Origin of the sequence: Streptomyces sp. NPDC015345 (assembly GCF_043078805.1) — a bacterium.
In the GTDB taxonomy this organism is placed as follows: domain Bacteria; phylum Actinomycetota; class Actinomycetes; order Streptomycetales; family Streptomycetaceae; genus Streptomyces.
On the sequence record NZ_JBIBTX010000009.1, the window covers coordinates 227,746 to 244,034 of the forward strand.

15 protein-coding genes and 1 riboswitch are annotated in these 16,289 nt (G+C 71.3%); of the genes, 11 read left to right on the forward strand and 4 right to left on the reverse strand.

Translation table 11 applies throughout. The features are described 5' to 3' along the window. Nucleotides 1–33: 33 nt before the first annotated feature. The gene (locus ACF062_RS32440) at nucleotides 34–591 is read left to right on the forward strand and encodes a TetR/AcrR family transcriptional regulator (RefSeq protein WP_392143256.1); all 558 of its coding nucleotides are present in this window, start codon (nucleotides 34–36) and stop codon (nucleotides 589–591) included. Here the strand turns inward: ACF062_RS32440 and ACF062_RS32445 are convergent. Next, nucleotides 545–1,198 (reverse strand): peptidoglycan DD-metalloendopeptidase family protein, encoded by a 654-nt coding sequence (locus ACF062_RS32445; protein ID WP_392143176.1) that lies wholly within the window; start codon nucleotides 1,196–1,198, stop codon nucleotides 545–547. The two genes, ACF062_RS32440 and ACF062_RS32445, sit on opposite strands and share 47 nt — an antisense overlap. A 403-nt stretch (nucleotides 1,199–1,601) precedes the next feature. On the opposite strand from ACF062_RS32445, the gene rpsB reads away from it, so the two are divergent. From rpsB to ACF062_RS32490, 9 genes are all read left to right on the forward strand, one after another. Next, nucleotides 1,602–2,516 carry a 30S ribosomal protein S2 gene (rpsB, locus tag ACF062_RS32450; RefSeq protein ID WP_392143177.1) on the forward strand — a complete coding sequence of 305 codons (915 nt, stop codon included), beginning with the start codon at nucleotides 1,602–1,604 and terminating at the stop codon, nucleotides 2,514–2,516. Between the two features lie 102 nt (nucleotides 2,517–2,618). Continuing rightward, complete coding sequence (gene tsf / locus ACF062_RS32455) at nucleotides 2,619–3,455, forward strand: translation elongation factor Ts (RefSeq protein ID WP_392143178.1); 837 nt, start codon at nucleotides 2,619–2,621, stop codon at nucleotides 3,453–3,455. 201 nt (nucleotides 3,456–3,656) lie between these two features. Then, nucleotides 3,657–4,418, forward strand: coding sequence for a UMP kinase (gene pyrH / locus ACF062_RS32460; RefSeq protein WP_223777047.1), 762 nt, complete (start codon nucleotides 3,657–3,659; stop codon nucleotides 4,416–4,418). Nucleotides 4,419–4,589: 171 nt separating this feature from the next. Further along, nucleotides 4,590–5,147 (forward strand): ribosome recycling factor, encoded by a 558-nt coding sequence (gene frr / locus ACF062_RS32465; RefSeq protein WP_223777048.1) that lies wholly within the window; start codon nucleotides 4,590–4,592, stop codon nucleotides 5,145–5,147. Nucleotides 5,148–5,179: 32 nt separating this feature from the next. Further along, a complete protein-coding gene (locus tag ACF062_RS32470; RefSeq protein WP_223777049.1) occupies nucleotides 5,180–6,289 on the forward strand; it encodes a phosphatidate cytidylyltransferase in 1,110 nt (369 codons plus the stop codon). A 96-nt stretch (nucleotides 6,290–6,385) separates the two neighbouring features. Further along, on the forward strand, nucleotides 6,386–7,492 hold the full coding sequence (gene rlmN / locus ACF062_RS32475) for a 23S rRNA (adenine(2503)-C(2))-methyltransferase RlmN (RefSeq protein WP_055534624.1): 1,107 nt from the start codon (nucleotides 6,386–6,388) through the stop codon (nucleotides 7,490–7,492). A 24-nt stretch (nucleotides 7,493–7,516) separates the two neighbouring features. Beyond that, a riboswitch (TPP riboswitch) is annotated at nucleotides 7,517–7,633 on the forward strand. Between the two features lie 77 nt (nucleotides 7,634–7,710). After that, a complete protein-coding gene (locus ACF062_RS32480) occupies nucleotides 7,711–8,790 on the forward strand; it encodes a thiamine ABC transporter substrate binding subunit (protein ID WP_392143179.1) in 1,080 nt (359 codons plus the stop codon). Further along, nucleotides 8,766–10,454 (forward strand): ABC transporter permease, encoded by a 1,689-nt coding sequence (locus ACF062_RS32485; protein ID WP_392143180.1) that lies wholly within the window; start codon nucleotides 8,766–8,768, stop codon nucleotides 10,452–10,454. The genes ACF062_RS32480 and ACF062_RS32485 overlap by 25 nt, the downstream gene beginning before the upstream one ends. After that, complete coding sequence (locus ACF062_RS32490) at nucleotides 10,454–11,527, forward strand: ABC transporter ATP-binding protein (protein WP_392143181.1); 1,074 nt, start codon at nucleotides 10,454–10,456, stop codon at nucleotides 11,525–11,527. The genes ACF062_RS32485 and ACF062_RS32490 overlap by 1 nt, the downstream gene beginning before the upstream one ends. Before the next feature lie 99 nt (nucleotides 11,528–11,626). On the opposite strand, the gene ACF062_RS32495 is transcribed toward ACF062_RS32490, so the two are convergent. Further along, nucleotides 11,627–12,337 carry a response regulator gene (locus ACF062_RS32495; protein WP_392143182.1) on the reverse strand — a complete coding sequence of 237 codons (711 nt, stop codon included), beginning with the start codon at nucleotides 12,335–12,337 and terminating at the stop codon, nucleotides 11,627–11,629. A gap of 20 nt (nucleotides 12,338–12,357) precedes the next feature. Then, nucleotides 12,358–13,587: a sensor histidine kinase gene (locus tag ACF062_RS32500; protein ID WP_392143183.1), complete on the reverse strand. Its 1,230-nt coding sequence runs from the start codon at nucleotides 13,585–13,587 to the stop codon at nucleotides 12,358–12,360. A gap of 141 nt (nucleotides 13,588–13,728) precedes the next feature. On the opposite strand from ACF062_RS32500, the gene ACF062_RS32505 reads away from it, so the two are divergent. Further along, nucleotides 13,729–14,871 (forward strand): glycosyltransferase family 4 protein, encoded by a 1,143-nt coding sequence (locus ACF062_RS32505; protein WP_392143184.1) that lies wholly within the window; start codon nucleotides 13,729–13,731, stop codon nucleotides 14,869–14,871. On the opposite strand, the gene ACF062_RS32510 is transcribed toward ACF062_RS32505, so the two are convergent. After that, nucleotides 14,868–16,076 (reverse strand): LOG family protein, encoded by a 1,209-nt coding sequence (locus ACF062_RS32510; protein WP_392143185.1) that lies wholly within the window; start codon nucleotides 16,074–16,076, stop codon nucleotides 14,868–14,870. The two genes, ACF062_RS32505 and ACF062_RS32510, sit on opposite strands and share 4 nt — an antisense overlap. Nucleotides 16,077–16,289 lie beyond the last annotated feature (213 nt).

The following is a 16,289-nucleotide window of genomic DNA, read 5'->3' on the forward strand; positions in this document are numbered from 1 at the left end:
AGTGGAACCGTGCCAAGGATTCGAGCGGCCTCAGTGGCCGAGCACCGGACGATGCAGCGCGGGGCCCTGCTGGACGCCGCGCGGTCCCTGTTGTCCGAAGGCGGTACGGAGGCGTTGACCTTCCCCGCCCTCGCCGAGCGCACCGGTCTCGCCCGGTCGTCCGTCTACGAGTACTTCCGGTCGCGGGCGGCCGTGGTCGAAGAGCTGTGCGAGGTGGACTTTCCCGTCTGGGCGGCCGAGGTGTCGGCGGCCATGGAAGGCGCGGAGTCCGCCGAGGGCAAGGTCGAGGCCTATGTGCGGCGGCAGCTGGCGCTGGTCGGCGACCGACGGCACCGCGCCGTGGTCGCCATCTCCGCCAGTGAGCTCGACGCCGGGGCGAGGGAGAAGATCCGGGCCGCGCACGGCGGGCTCATCGCGATGATCGTCGAGGCGCTCGAAGAGCTCGGGCACGAGCAGCCCCGGATGGCGGCGATGCTCCTCCAGGGCATCGTGGACGCGGCCGTGCGGCGGATCGAGCTCGGCGTCGCCGAAGAGCCCGAGGCCATCACCGAGGCGGCCGTGGCCATGGCCCTGCGAGGCGTGCGGGGCTGAGACCCCGGCCGGGATCCCATCCATCCCATGCCACGCCCGCCCGCATCCCAGGCGGTGCGTCCGTGAGGGGCAGCAGTCGCGACGGGCCCCGGCGCAGCAGCCACGGTGGCAGCAGCCTCAGGGGATCGAGGTAGGTCTCGCCCCTGAGCAGACCCCAGTGCAGGCAGCCCCCGGCGCAGTGCCCCGTCGGCGGTTCCAGGACGCCGACCTCCTCACCCGCGGTGACCTCGGCGCCCTTCTTCACGGTGGGCCGCACCGGCTCGTACGTCGTGCGCAGCGGAGGATCTCCCGTGCCGTCCAGCTCCACCGAGACCACGCCCTCGCCCGCCACCCTGCCCGCGAACGACACCCGGCCGGGTGCCACCGCCCGGACGGCCGTGCCGGGGGGTGCGGCGAGATCGACGCCCCGGTGGCCCGCGCCGTACGCGGTCGAGGGCGGATCCCAGGCGCGCAGGACCGGCGGGTGGGTGCCCACCGGCCAGTTCCCCGCCACGCGTGGCGGGGAGGACGCCGGGGGCGGTCCCGGGGGAGGGGCCGGGGGGTTCAGGGCGGCCGCCAGCAGTGCGGCCAGCGTCGGCAGGAGCAGTTCCAGGCGGATGACAGGCATGGCAGAACCGTCCCGCGTCCCGCCGATCCGTAGGGATCATGGTCCGGATCCGTGGAGTACCGGCCGGTTGTGGACAGCGTCGTCACCCGTGTGAGTGAAAGAGGCCCCCTAACCCCCCGACGACATGGACGGCACCACCGGCACCGCCGGTATCGACGGCGTCATCGGCTTCGACGGCTCCGCCGCCAGGTCACGGACGGCGGCGTCACTTGGCGCCCCGCGGGTCCCGTACACTTCTTGTGGCGATCCGGGTCACCGGGTCGACTTCGCACGCCCCGACATCAGGCCATCAACAGCCGGTGTCAGCGCCCCTCGGTCCTTCGTGGCAAGGCGCACAGCGGGCGTCAGGCGCGAGTGCCGTCCGGCACACGCGGCACAACCGAGAATCTCAAGGAGAACGGCCATGGCCGTCGTCACGATGCGGGAGCTGCTGGAAAGCGGCGTCCACTTCGGTCACCAGACCCGTCGCTGGAACCCGAAGATGAAGCGCTTCATCTTCACCGAGCGCAACGGCATCTACATCATCGACCTGCTCCAGTCGCTGTCGTACATCGACCGCGCCTACGAGTTCGTCAAGGAGACCGTCGCCCACGGCGGCACGGTCATGTTCGTCGGCACGAAGAAGCAGGCGCAGGAGGCCATCGCCGAGCAGGCCACCCGCGTCGGCATGCCCTACGTCAACCAGCGCTGGCTGGGCGGCATGCTCACCAACTTCTCGACCGTCTACAAGCGTCTGCAGCGCCTCAAGGAGCTCGAGCAGATCGACTTCGAGGACGTCGCCGCCTCCGGTCTGACCAAGAAGGAGCTTCTCGTGCTCTCGCGCGAGAAGGCCAAGCTGGAGAAGACCCTCGGTGGTATCCGCGAGATGTCCAAGGTGCCCAGCGCCGTCTGGATCGTGGACACCAAGAAGGAGCACATCGCGGTCGGCGAGGCCCGGAAGCTCAACATCCCGGTCGTCGCCATCCTCGACACCAACTGCGACCCCGACGAGGTCGACTACAAGATCCCCGGCAACGATGACGCGATCCGCTCCGTCACGCTGCTCACCCGCGTGATCGCCGACGCCGTCGCCGAGGGCCTCATCGCCCGTTCCGGTGCCGCCACCGGTGACTCGAAGCCGGGCGAGAAGGCCGCCGGCGAGCCGCTCGCCGAGTGGGAGCGCGACCTGCTCGAGGGCGACAAGAAGGCCGACGCCGAGGGCGAGAAGGCCGCCGAGGCCCCCGAGGCCGAGGAGAAGCCGGCCGAGGACGCCGCCGAGGCTCCCGCCGCCGAGGCCCCCGCAGCCGAGGCCCCGGCCGCGGACGCCGAGCAGGCCTGACCTCACAGGTTCGGTAGTTGACGGCGGGGGCCCGATCGGCCCCCGCCGTTCACCCGTAGACCTCCGTAGATCTTTCAAGACTTCGAGAGAGAATTTTCGATCATGGCGAACTACACCGCCGCTGACGTCAAGAAGCTCCGTGAGCTCACGGGCGCCGGCATGATGGACTGCAAGAAGGCGCTCGACGAGGCCGAGGGCAGCGTCGACAAGGCCGTCGAGGCGCTCCGCATCAAGGGCCAGAAGGGCGTCGCCAAGCGCGAGGGCCGCTCCGCCGAGAACGGCGCCGTGGTCTCCCTCATCGCCGACGACAACACCTCCGGCGTCATCGTCGAGCTGAAGTGCGAGACGGACTTCGTCGCCAAGGGCGAGAAGTTCCAGGCCGTGGCGAACAACCTCGCCGCCCACATCGCCAAGACGTCCCCGGCCGACCTCGAGGCGCTGCTCGCCTCCGAGATCGAGGCCGGCAAGACCGTCCAGGCGTACGTCGACGAGGCCAACGCCAACCTCGGCGAGAAGATCGTCCTGGACCGCTTCGCGCAGTTCTCCGGCGCCTACGTCTCCGCGTACATGCACCGCACGATGCCCGACCTGCCCCCGCAGATCGGTGTCCTCGTCGAGCTGGACAAGGCCGACGCCGACGTCGCCAAGGGCATCGCGCAGCACATCGCCGCCTTCGCGCCGAAGTACCTCTCCAAGGAGGACGTGCCGGCCGAGGTCGTCGAGTCCGAGCGTCGCGTCGCCGAGGAGACCACCCGCGCCGAGGGCAAGCCCGAGGCCGCGCTCCCGAAGATCGTCGAGGGTCGCGTCAACGGCTTCTTCAAGGAGGCCACCCTCCTCGGCCAGCCGTACGCGCTGGACAACAAGAAGTCGGTCGAGAAGGTTCTCGCCGAGGCCGGTGTCACCCTGAAGCGCTTCACGCGCATCAAGGTCGGTATCTGAGTCCGTACCGCGATCGACGGTAGGCCCCCTATAGGGTCGACAGCGGTCGCCCGCGTGGGGAGCCCCGGAAGGGGAACCCCGTACGCGATGTACGACCGCAGGATCTGACGAGGAGGCCACTGCCGAGCATGGGATGCGAACGACACCCCACCGGCAGTGGCCTTTTTCGTATGTGTGTCAAGTAAGAGAAGCGAGAACACCATGACCACCAAGGCCGACTCGAAGAGTGACGACGGCAAAGTTGCCGGACGCTTCCTGCTGAAGCTCTCCGGTGAGGCGTTCGCCGGTGGAGGCGGCCTCGGGGTCGACCCCGACGTGGTGCACGCCATCGCCCGGGAGATCGCGGCCGTGGTCCGCGACGGCGCCCAGATCGCCGTCGTCATCGGCGGCGGCAACTTCTTCCGCGGCGCCGAGCTCCAGCAGCGCGGCATGGACCGGGCCCGCTCGGACTACATGGGCATGCTCGGCACGGTCATGAACTGCCTCGCCCTCCAGGACTTCCTGGAAAAGGAGGGCATCGACTGCCGCGTCCAGACCGCCATCACCATGGGCCAGGTCGCGGAGCCGTACATCCCGCTGCGCGCCGTGCGCCACCTGGAGAAGGGCCGTGTGGTCATCTTCGGCGCCGGTATGGGCATGCCGTACTTCTCCACCGACACCACCGCCGCGCAGCGCGCCCTGGAGATCGACGCCGAGGCGCTGCTCATGGGCAAGAACGGCGTGGACGGCGTCTATGACTCCGACCCGAAGACCAACCCCGACGCGGTGAAGTTCGACGCTCTCGGCTACGGCGAGGTCATCACCCGCGACCTCAAGGTCGCCGACATGACCGCCATCACGCTGTGCCGGGACAACAAGCTGCCCATCCTCGTCTTCGAGCTGCTCTCCGAGGGCAATATCGCCCGAGCCGTCAAGGGTGAGAAGATCGGCACACTCGTGGGCGACCAGGGAAGCCGGAACTGACCTCAGGGCCTTGGGCCTCAGGGATCTGAGCCCGACTCAAGGGACGTACGCGAGACGCCCCTTGAGGGGATGGACAAAGCCCTGCCGGTCGGACACCGTGCAGGAAAGACACGCGACGCAGCCGGCCGCCCCGTGCTAGCCGGGCCTACTCAAGACACGCAGGAGCAAGTGGTGATCGAAGAGACCCTCCTCGAGGCCGAGGAGAAGATGGAGAAGGCCGTCGTGGTCGCCAAGGAGGACTTCGCCGCGATCCGCACCGGCCGTGCGCACCCGGCGATGTTCAACAAGATCGTGGCGGACTACTACGGCGCGCTGACGCCGATCAACCAGCTGGCCTCGTTCTCGGTGCCCGAGCCGAGGATGGCGGTGGTGACCCCGTTCGACAAGACCGCGCTGCGCAACATCGAGCAGGCGATCCGCGACTCCGACCTCGGCGTCAACCCGAGCAACGACGGCAACATCATCCGGGTGACCTTCCCCGAGCTGACGCAGGACCGCCGCAAGGAGTACATCAAGGTCGCCAAGACCAAGGCCGAGGACTCCAAGATCTCGATCCGCTCCATCCGCCGCAAGGCGAAGGAGACCATCGACAAGGCCGTCAAGGACGGCGACATCGGTGAGGACGAGGGCCGCCGCGCCGAGAAGGAGCTGGACGACACCACCGCGAAGTACGTCGCTCAGGTGGACGAGCTGCTCAAGCACAAGGAAGCCGAGCTGCTCGAAGTCTGAGGCTCGAGTCCGAGGAATCAGGAAACCGATCCGTGAACGACTCTTCCTGGGGGGCGCCGCCCAGAGCCGGGTATTGGGGGCCGCCCGACCAGGGACCTGGTCAGGGGGCGCCCCCGGCAGGTCCCGCGTACGATGCGCAGGACGCGCTGCTTCCGTCCGTGACGCAGCCGATGCCCATCGTGCCCGACGCACCGGTGAGCGGCTCTGACCAGGACGACCGGGGGGCCACTCGGATGGGCGGCCCCCTGTTCCGTGACGAGCCCTCGCAGGAGCCCATGCCCAGCGCACCACAGCCCGCCCCGGCAGCGCCGCAGCCCGCGCCGAAGAAGAGCGCGGGCCGCGATCTCGGTGCGGCCATAGGAGTCGGTGTGGGTCTCGGCGCGGTGATCATCGCGTCGCTGTTCATCGTGAAGGCCGCCTTCATCGGCGTGATAGCGGTCGCCGTGGTGGTCGGCCTCTGGGAGCTCACCTCCCGCCTGGAGGAGCGCAAGGCCATCAAGGCGCCGCTGGTGCCGCTCGCGGTGGGCGGCGCGGCGATGGTCGTCGCCGGCTACGTCCGGGGCCCCGAGGGCGCCTGGGTGGCGATGGCGCTCACCGCGCTCGCCGTCCTGGTCTGGCGCATGACCGAGCCTCCCGAGGGCTATCTGAAGGACGTCACGGCGGGGGTCTTCGCGGCCTTCTACGTCCCGTTCCTCGCCACGTTCGTGGCGCTGATGCTCACCGCGGACGACGGACCGCAGCGGGTGCTCACCTTCCTGCTCCTGACCGTGGTCAGCGACACCGGGGCGTACGCGGTCGGCTGGCGCTTCGGCAAGCACAAGCTGGCGCCGCGCATCAGCCCCGGCAAGACCCGCGAGGGCCTGCTCGGCGCGATCACGTTCGCGATGGCGGCGGGCGCGCTGTGCATGGAGTTCCTGATCGACGGCGGGACGTGGTGGCAGGGGCTGCTCATCGGCCTCGCGGTCGCGGCGAGCGCCACGCTCGGCGATCTCGGCGAGTCGATGATCAAGCGGGACCTCGGCATCAAGGACATGGGCACGCTTCTGCCGGGGCACGGCGGCATCATGGACCGCCTGGATTCCCTGCTGCCGACGGCGCCGGTCGTCTGGCTCCTGCTGGTGATCTTTGTCGGGTCCGGCTGACCTCTACCTGGTCTGACCTGCGCGAATGTGTGTGAGGGGTCCGTTGTCCACAGGGCGGCGGGCCCCTCGTCGTATGTCTGCGACACTGGATGGACCATGCCTGTACCCGGAGAACTCACCTTCGTCGCGCCCCGCGGAGCCAAGAAGCCCCCGCGGCACCTCGCCGACCTCACGCCCGCCGAGCGCAAGGAGGCCGTCGCCGCCATCGGCGAGAAGCCGTTCCGCGCCAAGCAGCTCTCGCAGCACTACTTCGCGCGGTACGCCCACGACCCGGCCGAGTGGACCGACATCCCCGCCGGCGCGCGCGACAAGCTCCGTGAGGCTCTGCTGCCCGACCTGATGTCCGTGGTGCGGCACATCAGCTGTGACGACGACACCACCCGCAAGACGCTCTGGCGGCTCTTCGACGGGACGCTGGTGGAGTCGGTGCTCATGCGGTACCCCGACCGGGTCACGATGTGCATCAGCTCCCAGGCCGGATGCGGCATGAACTGCCCGTTCTGCGCCACCGGCCAGGCCGGTCTCGACCGGAACCTGTCGACGGGCGAGATCGTGCACCAGATCGTCGACGGCATGCGCGCGCTGCGCGACGGCGAGATCCCCGGCGGGCCCGCCCGTCTGTCCAACATCGTCTTCATGGGCATGGGCGAGCCGCTGGCCAACTACAACCGCGTGACCGGTGCCATCCGCCGCCTCACCGACCCCGAGCCGGACGGCCTCGGGCTCTCGCAGCGCGGGATCACGGTGTCGACGGTGGGGCTCGTCCCCGCCATCCACCGGTTCTCCGACGAGGGCTTCAAGTGCCGTCTCGCGATCTCGCTGCACGCCCCGGACGACGACCTGCGAGACACCCTCGTGCCGGTCAACACCAAGTGGAAGGTGCGGGAGGTGCTCGACGCCGGCTGGGAGTACGCGGCCAAGTCGGGGCGCCGCCTCTCCATCGAGTACGCGCTGATCCGCGACATCAACGACCACGCGTGGCGCGGTGACCGCCTCGGCCGGCTGCTCAAGGGCAAGCCGGTGCACGTGAACCTGATCCCGCTGAACCCCACGCCGGGCTCGAAGTGGACGGCCTCGCGGCCCGAGGACGAGAAAGCGTTCGTGGAGGCCATCGCCGCCCATGGTGTGCCGGTCACGATCCGGGACACCCGGGGCCAGGAGATCGACGGGGCGTGCGGTCAGCTCGCCGCGGCCGAGAGGTAGTCTGGCCGTCGTACACACATCTGCATATTCCGACAGGGGAGCGCCACAGCGCTGAGAGTGCGGCACCTTGGACAGGTGGGCCGCAGACCCTCTGAACCTCGCCCAGGTCATTCTGGGTAGGAAGTTCGGGCACCACTCAAGCTGTTGCGCCCTGCCCGCGGCCATCCGGTCGGCGGGCAGGGCCGCGTCTCTTCCTGGACACCCAGGAGGACAACTCAGTGAGCACCAAGAAGATCACGTCCGTCGCCATCGCGGTGGGTCTCGGGCTCGTCGCCGTCTCGGCGTGCGGCTCCGGCGACGACGCCTCGAAGGCGGACTCCAAGTCCGTCACGCTCGTCAGCCATGACTCCTTCAACGTCTCCAAGGACGTGCTGAAGGAATTCGAGAAGCGGTCCGGGTACCAGGTCAAGGTCCTCAAGGACGGGGACGCGGGCGCCGCCGTGAACAAGGCGATCCTCTCCAAGGACAACCCGCAGGGCGACGTCTTCTTCGGAGTCGACAACACCCTGCTGTCGCGGGCGCTCGACAACGGCCTCTTCCAGTCGTACGAGGCCAAGGGCTCCGACAAGATCAAGCCGGAGTACCGCGTCGACCAGGGCAAGCACCGTGTGACACCTGTCGACAGCGGCGACATCTGTGTCAACTACGACAAGAAGTACTTCGCCGACAAGAAGCTCGCGCCGCCGAAGTCCTTCGACGATCTGCTCAAGCCGCAGTACAAGAATCTGCTGGTCACCGAGAACGCCTCGACCTCGTCGCCCGGCCTCGGCTTCCTGCTCGGCACCGCCGCGAAGTACGGCGACAAGGGCTGGGAGAGCTACTGGAAGGAGCTCAAGGCCAACGGCGTCAAGGTCGTCGACGGCTGGGAGCAGGCGTACAACGAGGAGTTCTCCGGGTCCGCGGGCGGCAAGAAGGCCAAGGGCGACCGGCCGCTCGTCGTCTCCTACGCCTCTTCGCCGCCCGTGGAGGTGCTCTACGGCAAGCCGCGGCCCAAGGAGGCGCCGACCGGCGTCGCGACCGGCACGTGCTTCCGCCAGGTCGAGTACGCGGGCCTGCTCGGCAACGCCAAGAACGCCAAGGGCGGCAAGGCGCTCCTGGACTTCCTGGCGGGCGAGGAGTTCCAGGCGGACATGCCGCTGAACATGTTCGTGAACCCGGTGCGGGAGGGCGTCGAGCTGCCCGAGCTGTTCACGAAGCACGGTGTGACGGTCGACGAGCCGCAGACCATGGACCCGAAGAAGATCGCCGACAACCGCGAGCCGTGGATCAAGTCGTGGACCTCGCTCGTACTGAAGTAAAGGCCCGTCCCCTCAGGGGATTCAGCCGCGGGGGCGCGGCTCGGCTCGGTCTGATGGCCGTGCCCGTCGCGTTCTTCGCGCTCTTCTTCGCCTATCCGGTCACGGCGATCGTCGCGCGCGGACTGCACGTGGACGGCGGCTGGCGGTTCGGGCGGATCGTGGACGTGCTCGGGCAGTCCGACATCCGGCACGTCCTGTGGTTCACCACCTGGCAGGCGCTCGCGTCGACCGCGCTCACGCTGCTGATCGCGCTCCCCGGCGCGTATGTCTTCGCGCGCTTCGACTTCCCGGGCAAGCAGGTGCTGCGGGCCGTCGTCACCGTGCCGTTCGTGCTGCCCACCGTCGTGGTCGGCACGGCGTTCCTGGCGCTGATCGGGCGGGGCGGGCTCTTCGACGAGCTGTGGGGTGTGCGGCTCGACACCACCGTGTGGGCGATCCTGCTCGCGCACGTGTTCTTCAACTACGCGGTCGTCGTCCGCACCGTCGGCGGGCTCTGGTCACAGCTCGACCCGCGCCAGGAGGAGGCCGCGCGGATGCTCGGCGCCTCGCGCTGGAGGGCCTGGCGGACGGTGACGCTGCCCGCGCTCGGGCCGGCCGTCGCGGCCGCCGCCCTCATGGTCTTCCTCTTCACCTTCACCTCCTTCGGCATCGTCCAGATCCTCGGCGGGCCCGCGTACTCCACACTCGAGGTGGAGATCTACCGGCAGACCGCGCAGTTGCTCGACCTGCCCACGGCCGCCGTCCTGACCGTCGTGCAGTTCGCGGCGGTCGGGCTCATCCTCGCGATCCATGCCTGGACCGTGCGGCGGCGCGAGAGCGCGCTGAAGCTGGTCGACGCCTCGGCCGTGGCCCGCCGCCCGCGCGGCGCGGGGCAGTGGACGCTGCTCGGCCTGGTCATGGCCACGGTCGCCGTGCTGATACTGCTGCCGCTCGGCGTGCTGGTCCAGCGCTCCCTCGACGCTCCCGGCGGCCATGGATTCGCGTACTACCGGGAGCTGACCTCGGCGGAGGGCGGTGCCTTCCTCGTGCCGCCGATCGAGGCGGTGTGGAATTCGCTCCAGTACGCGGTGGTGGCCACCGGCATCGCGGTCATCATCGGCGGGCTTGCGGCGGCCGCGCTGACGCGCAGAGCCGGTCGTCTCGTACGCGGATTCGACGCACTGCTCATGCTGCCGCTCGGGGTATCGGCGGTGACCGTCGGCTTCGGGTTCCTGATCGCGCTGGACGAGCCGCCCCTTGATCTGCGGGCCACCTGGATCCTGGTGCCGCTCGCCCAGGCCCTCGTCGGCGTGCCCTTCGTCGTACGCACCATGCTGCCCGTCCTGCGCGCGGTGGACGGGCGGCTCCGGGAGGCGGCGGCCGTGCTCGGGGCGTCGCCGCTGCGGGCCTGGCGGGAGGTGGACCTGCCGATGGTGCGGCGGGCGCTGCTGATCGCCGCCGGGTTCGCCTTCGCGGTGTCGCTCGGCGAGTTCGGGGCGACCGTCTTCATCGCGCGGCCCGACAACCCGACCCTTCCGGTGGCCGTGGCGCGGCTGCTCGGGCGGGCCGGGGACCTCAACTACGGCCAGGCGATGGCCCTTTCGACCATCCTGATGGTGGTGTGCGCGGTGTCGCTGCTGCTGCTGGAACGCATCCGTACCGACCGCACTTCGGGGGAGTTCTGATGACGACCGCCTTGCTGAGCCTGCGTGAGGCGACCGTCCGGTTCGGGGCGCGGGCCGTGCTCGACGCCGTGGACCTGGAGGTCGCCGAGCACGAGATCGTCTGCGTGCTCGGGCCGAGCGGCAGCGGCAAGTCGACGCTGCTGCGGGCCGTCGCAGGGCTCCAGTCGCTCGACGCGGGGCGCATCGAGCTCGGCGGGCGTGACCAGCGCGGGGTGCCGGCGCACAAGCGGGGCGTCGGCCTGATGTTCCAGGACCACCAGCTTTTCCCGCAGCGCGACGTGGCGGGCAATGTCGCCTTCGGGCTGCGCATGCGGGGCGCCTCGCGCGCCGAACAGGCCGGCCGCGTCGCCGAGTTGCTCGAACTCGTCGGCCTGCCGAAGGCACAGCGGCGGGCGGTCGCCTCGCTGTCCGGCGGGGAGCAGCAGCGGGTCGCCCTCGCGCGCGCGCTCGCGCCCCGCCCCCGGCTGCTGATGCTCGACGAGCCGCTGGGTCAGCTCGACCGCTCCCTGCGCGAACGCCTCGTCGTCGAACTGCGGGAACTCTTCGACGAGTTGGGCACGACGGTGCTCGCCGTCACGCACGACCAGGGTGAGGCCTTCGTGCTCGCCGACCGGGTCGTCGTGATGCGGGAGGGGCGGATCGCCCAGTCCGGCACGCCCCTTGAGGTGTGGCAGCGCCCGGTGGACGAGTTCGTGGCTCGGTTCCTCGGCTTCGAGAACGTGCTTCCGGCGACGGTCACCGGCGAGACGGCCGACACGGCATGGGGCAAGGTCCCCGTGCCGAGGGGCGCCCCCGCCGGGCGGTGCGAGATCCTGGTGCGGCCGGCCGGGGTGCGTCTCGTCCCCGTCGAGCAGGGGCTGCCCTGCGCCGTGACGGCACGCACCTTCCGCGGCACCCATGTCGCGGTGCGACTCCAGCCGGCGGAAGGACCGCGCCTGGAGGCGGCGTGCGCGCTGCGGGAGGCGCCGGAGGTGGGCGAGAGGGTCGGGGTCGCTTTCGACGCGGGGGATGTCGTGGTTCTCGGGGGTGCGGCGGCGGAGGCGGGCGTGTCGGCGGTGCGCAAGCCGGTCTAGCGTGCGCGCGCCGCCCTGCGGCACCGGCCTGTGGCACTCCCTGTGGCACCGACCTGTGGCGTCCCCCTGTGGCACCGGCCCCGTCTGGGTGCTCCCGGCTCAGCCCCGCGCCGCCGCGGCCCTCACCAGTCCCCGTTCGTACGCGAGGATCACCGCCTGTGCCCGGTCGCGCAGCCCCATCTTGGTGAAGAGGCGGTTGATGTGCGTCTTCACCGTGTGGTCGGTGATCGTGAGGCGGTCGGCGATCTCCGCGTTCGACAGGCCCTGCGCGATGAGGACGAGCACCTCCACCTCACGGGCCGTCAGCCCTTCGACGCCGCCCGCGGGGACCGGGGGGACAGCGGCCCGCTGGCGCGTGAACTCGGCGACGAGACGCTTGGTGATCTCGGGCGACAGCAGGGCGTTGCCCGCCGCCACGACCCGTACCGCGTGCAGCAGTTCGGGGAACGTCGCGTCCTTCAGCAGAAACCCCGAGGCCCCGGCGGTCAGCGCCTCGTACACGTACTCGTCGAGGCCGAACGTCGTCAGCATCAGCGCCTTCGTCGCGCCGCCGGACGCCGCGAGGATCTCGCGGGCCGCGTCGATGCCGTTCTTGTGCGGCATACGGATGTCGAGCAGGACCAGGTCGGGGCGGTGCTCGGCGGCGAGGCGGACGGCCTGGGCGCCGTCCTCGGCCTCGGCGACGACCTGGATGTCGTCCTGGGTGCCCAGGAGGTTCACGAAACCGGTGCGCACGACGGCCTGATCGTCCGCGACGAGGGTTCTGATCACTGCGGGCCCCTTCCGCTCCGGAGCGGGTCCGTTCCTCATCGGAGCCTGGATGTCCTTCGTCACCACGGCAGTTCCGCCTCCACGCGGAACCCGCCGTCGCGGCCCGCGCCCGCGGTGAGGCTGCCGCCGACCAGGGCGGCGCGCTCACGCATGCCGGTCAGGCCGTGGCCGCCCGCGCCGCCGCCGTCACGCGGCGGCCCGGGGCCGTCGTCGGTGACGCGGAGCGCCAACCGGTCCTTGCGGTAGTCGAGTTCGACGAGCGCGCGGGCGCCCGGGGCGTGCTTGCGGGCGTTCGTCAGGGACTCCTGCACGATGCGGTACGCCGACAGCTCCCACACGGCGGCCAGCGGCACCCGCTCCCCGCTGATCCGCAGCTCCGCGGCTCCGCCCACCGCGCGGTGCTGGTCGATGAGTTCGTCGAGGTGGTCGAGGGTGGGCTGCGGGGCGGTCGCGGCGACCGCGGTGGTTCCAGTGTGCCGCGGGGCCGGGGTGCGCAGGACGCCGAGGAGCCGGCGCAGCTCGGCCAGGGACGCGCGGGCCGTCCCCGCGATCTGCTGGAAGCCGTCACGGGCCTGCGGGCTCAGCCCCGGCGTCGTGTACGTCGCGCTCTCCGCCTGCACCGCGATCATCGACACGGAGTGCGAGACGATGTCGTGCAGTTCACGGGCGATGGCCGCGCGCTCGGCCTCGGCCGCCCGCCGCCGCTCCTCGGCGATCAACTGTGCCTGCGTATGGGCGCGTTCACGCCGTGTCTCCTCGCGGGAGCGCACCGCGTCGCCCATGCAGACGGCGCCGAGGATCACCGCCGAGAGCCCGAACGCCTCGGCGAACAGGCCGAGTGACCCGGCGTTGCCGAGCGGCGGCACGTCGGGCAGCCGGTCGTCGCGGGCCCAGCGCAGGACGTGCCACAGGTTCACCGCGAGGGCCCCGAACGCGCCGCCCGCGATCAGCAGCGCCGGGTGCAGCACGCGGTGGCGGCCGAGGACGTAACAACTGGCGAGCCCGCTGATCATCACCGCGATCGACAGCGACGAGTCGGCGCCGAAGCTCAGCAGCCCGGCGGCCACGCTCACCAGGGCGACCGGCGGAAAGGCCCGGCGCCACATCAGCGAGGCCGTGGAGATCAGGATGGCGGCCCCGTTCGTCAGCGAGCCAGGGAACGCGCTGAGTTCGGCGACCGCCCCCACGGTCAGGACCGCGCCCGTGCACCACGGGTAGGCGGGGGCGGCTGCCAGGGCGCGCAGACGTCCGCGCACCGGGGCGGGCCGCCGAGGAATGGTCGTGCTCATGCCCCGATTCTCGCGGGGCGGAAGGGAGCGCCGCGTCGGCGCCGAGGTGGAGAACGGCGCGGGATGTCATGCCACGGGTTGATCCACGGTCCCGGAGCCTCGTGCGACGCGCCGCGCGCCGCGCGTTCCTAACGTCGGAGCATGCCTCACCCGCCTCGCACTCTCGTCATCACCAACGACTTCCCGCCCCGGCAAGGCGGCATCGAGACCTTCGTGGACACCCTCGCCCGGCGCTTTCCGCCCGGCACGGCCGTCGTGTACACCTCCGCCGAGCCGGGCGACGTGGCGTACGACAGCACGTTCCCCCACCCCGTCGTACGCGACCGGGCCCGCACCCTGCTGCCGACGCGGCGCACGGGCGAGCGGGCCGTCGCCCTCGCCCGGCGGTACGGCTGCGACCGCGTCTGGTTCGGCGCCGCGGCCCCGCTCGGGCTGCTCGCCGGACGGCTGCGGCGGGAGGCCGGGGTGCGCACGGTCGTCGCCACGACCCATGGCCACGAGGTGTGGTGGGCCCGCACCCCCGGCGCGCGGACGCTGCTGCGCCGCATCGGGACGGGCGCCGACTGCGTCACGTATCTCGGGCCGAGCACCCGCGAACCCGTCCGCCGTGCCATGGACCCCGATGTGCGGTTCGCCCGCCTGGTGCCGGGCGTCGACGCCGAGGAGTTCGGGCCGGGCGTCGACGGCCGCCCGGTGCGCGAGCGGTACGGACTCACGGACGGCAGGCCGGTCGCCCTGTGCGCGGCGCGCCTCGTGCCGCGCAAGGGGCAGGACACCCTGATCGAGGCGTGGCCGATGGTGCGCAGGGCGGTCGCCGACGCCACGCTGCTGCTGGTCGGCGCCGGACCGTACGAGGCGCGGCTGCGCCGGCTCGCCGAGGAACAGGGCGTCCTGGACGGCGTCGTCTTCGCGGGCGGTCACCCGCACCACGCGATGCCGCCCTTCTACGCCGCCGCCGACGCCTTCGCCATGCCGTGCCGCACCCGCAGAGGGGGCCTGGAGGTGGAAGGGCTCGGCATCGTCTTCCTGGAGGCGGCAGCCGCCGGACTCCCCGTCGTGGCCGGGGACTCCGGGGGCGCACCGGACGCCGTACGGGACGGCGAGAGCGGCTACGTGGTCGACGGCCGCTCCCCGGCAGCCGTCGCCGACCGCCTCGTACGCCTGCTGCGCGACCGCGGCCTCGCCCGCTCCATGGGGGACAAGGGGCGGGCATGGGTGCGGGAGGAGTGGGACTGGGGGCGGTCCTACGAGGTGCTCGCCGGGCTGCTGGAGCCGCGCGCCTAGGGGTGACCGGGGGTGTGACCGGCGGTGTGGCCCGGAGTGTGGCCGGGGGCGGGCTCCGGGGCGTACCCCCCGGCCGAGAGGAGGGAGTCCAGCTTGGCGGGGGCGTCCTCGACCCGGTCCACCAGGGCGATCCGTGACTCCATGGACCTGCCGCGCGCCAGCGACTGGAGCAGGGGCCAGACCGGGAGGTGCTCCGTCCAGTGCGCGCGGTCGACCAGGACCATCGGGGTGGGCTCGCCGCGCGACTCGTAGTAGTTGGGCGTGGTGTTGTCGAAGACCTCCTGGACCGTGCCCGCGGCGCCCGGCAGGAAGACGACGCCCGAGTTCGAACGGGCCAGCAGGCCGTCCTCGCGCGTGGCGTTGGCGAAGTACTTGGCCAGGTGGGAGGCGAAGGCGTTCGGCGGCTCGTGGCCGTAGAACCACGTGGGGATGCCGACCGAGGCGCCGCCGGAGGGCCAGCGCTCGCGGACCGCGAAGGCCGCCCGCGCCCACTCGGTGACCGACGGCGTGAACGACGGCGCCTTGGCGAGGATTTCCAGGGCCTCCTCCAGCATGCCGTCGGCGAAGACGGCGGCGTACGCCCCGAGGTTCGCCGCCTCCATCGCGCCGGGGCCGCCGCCCGTCGCGACCGTGAAGCCGGCGCGGGCCAGCGCGCGGCCGAGCCGGGCCGCGCCCGCGTACTCCTGCGTGCCGCGTGCCATCGCGTGGCCGCCCATGACGCCCACGACCCCCGCGCCGGCGAGCAGTTCGTCCAGGGCGTCGGAGATCGAGTCGTCGTGTATCGCGCGCAGCATCGAGGAGAAGACGTCGCCGTCGGCCTTGGTCCGCTGGAACCAGTCGTACGCGTGGGCGTCCGGCGTCGCGTCGTACCCGCCCCCGGCGAGGCCGGCGAACAGGTCGTCGGGGGTGTAGAGCAGCCCCCGGTAGGGGTTGAACGGCAGCCCCGGGACCGGCGGGAAGACCAGCGCGCCCGAGGCCCGCACCTTCGCCGCCGCGTCCTCGCTCATGGGACAGCCCAGGAAGACGGCGCCCGCGACATGCGCGGCCTTGAGCGTGGCGGTGCGCTCCGTCAGGTCGACGGCCTGGACGCGGCAGCCGGCGAGAGCGCCGCGTCCCGAGACCTCGTCGAACTCGGCGAGGGTCTCGATCTCACGGTCCTCGCCGGTCGCAGGGGATGCGGATGTCGGTTCGTCGGTCGGCTGCATCCGCCCATACTAGGAAACGATGACCGTAGCGCCTGGGGGTCGGGTGCGGCGCCGGCATCGCGGAAGGCGAGTCGCGCACCCGGGTAGGTCGGGGGGCGACCTGCTGCGTATCTTCGTACAGCCGTTATCGGACGGTGATGACTGTGCGAGTCGGATGGTGACACTCCTCAGGGAGGCACACGCGGTGTGCCGGGGGTGGCCCCTTGTCGCGGT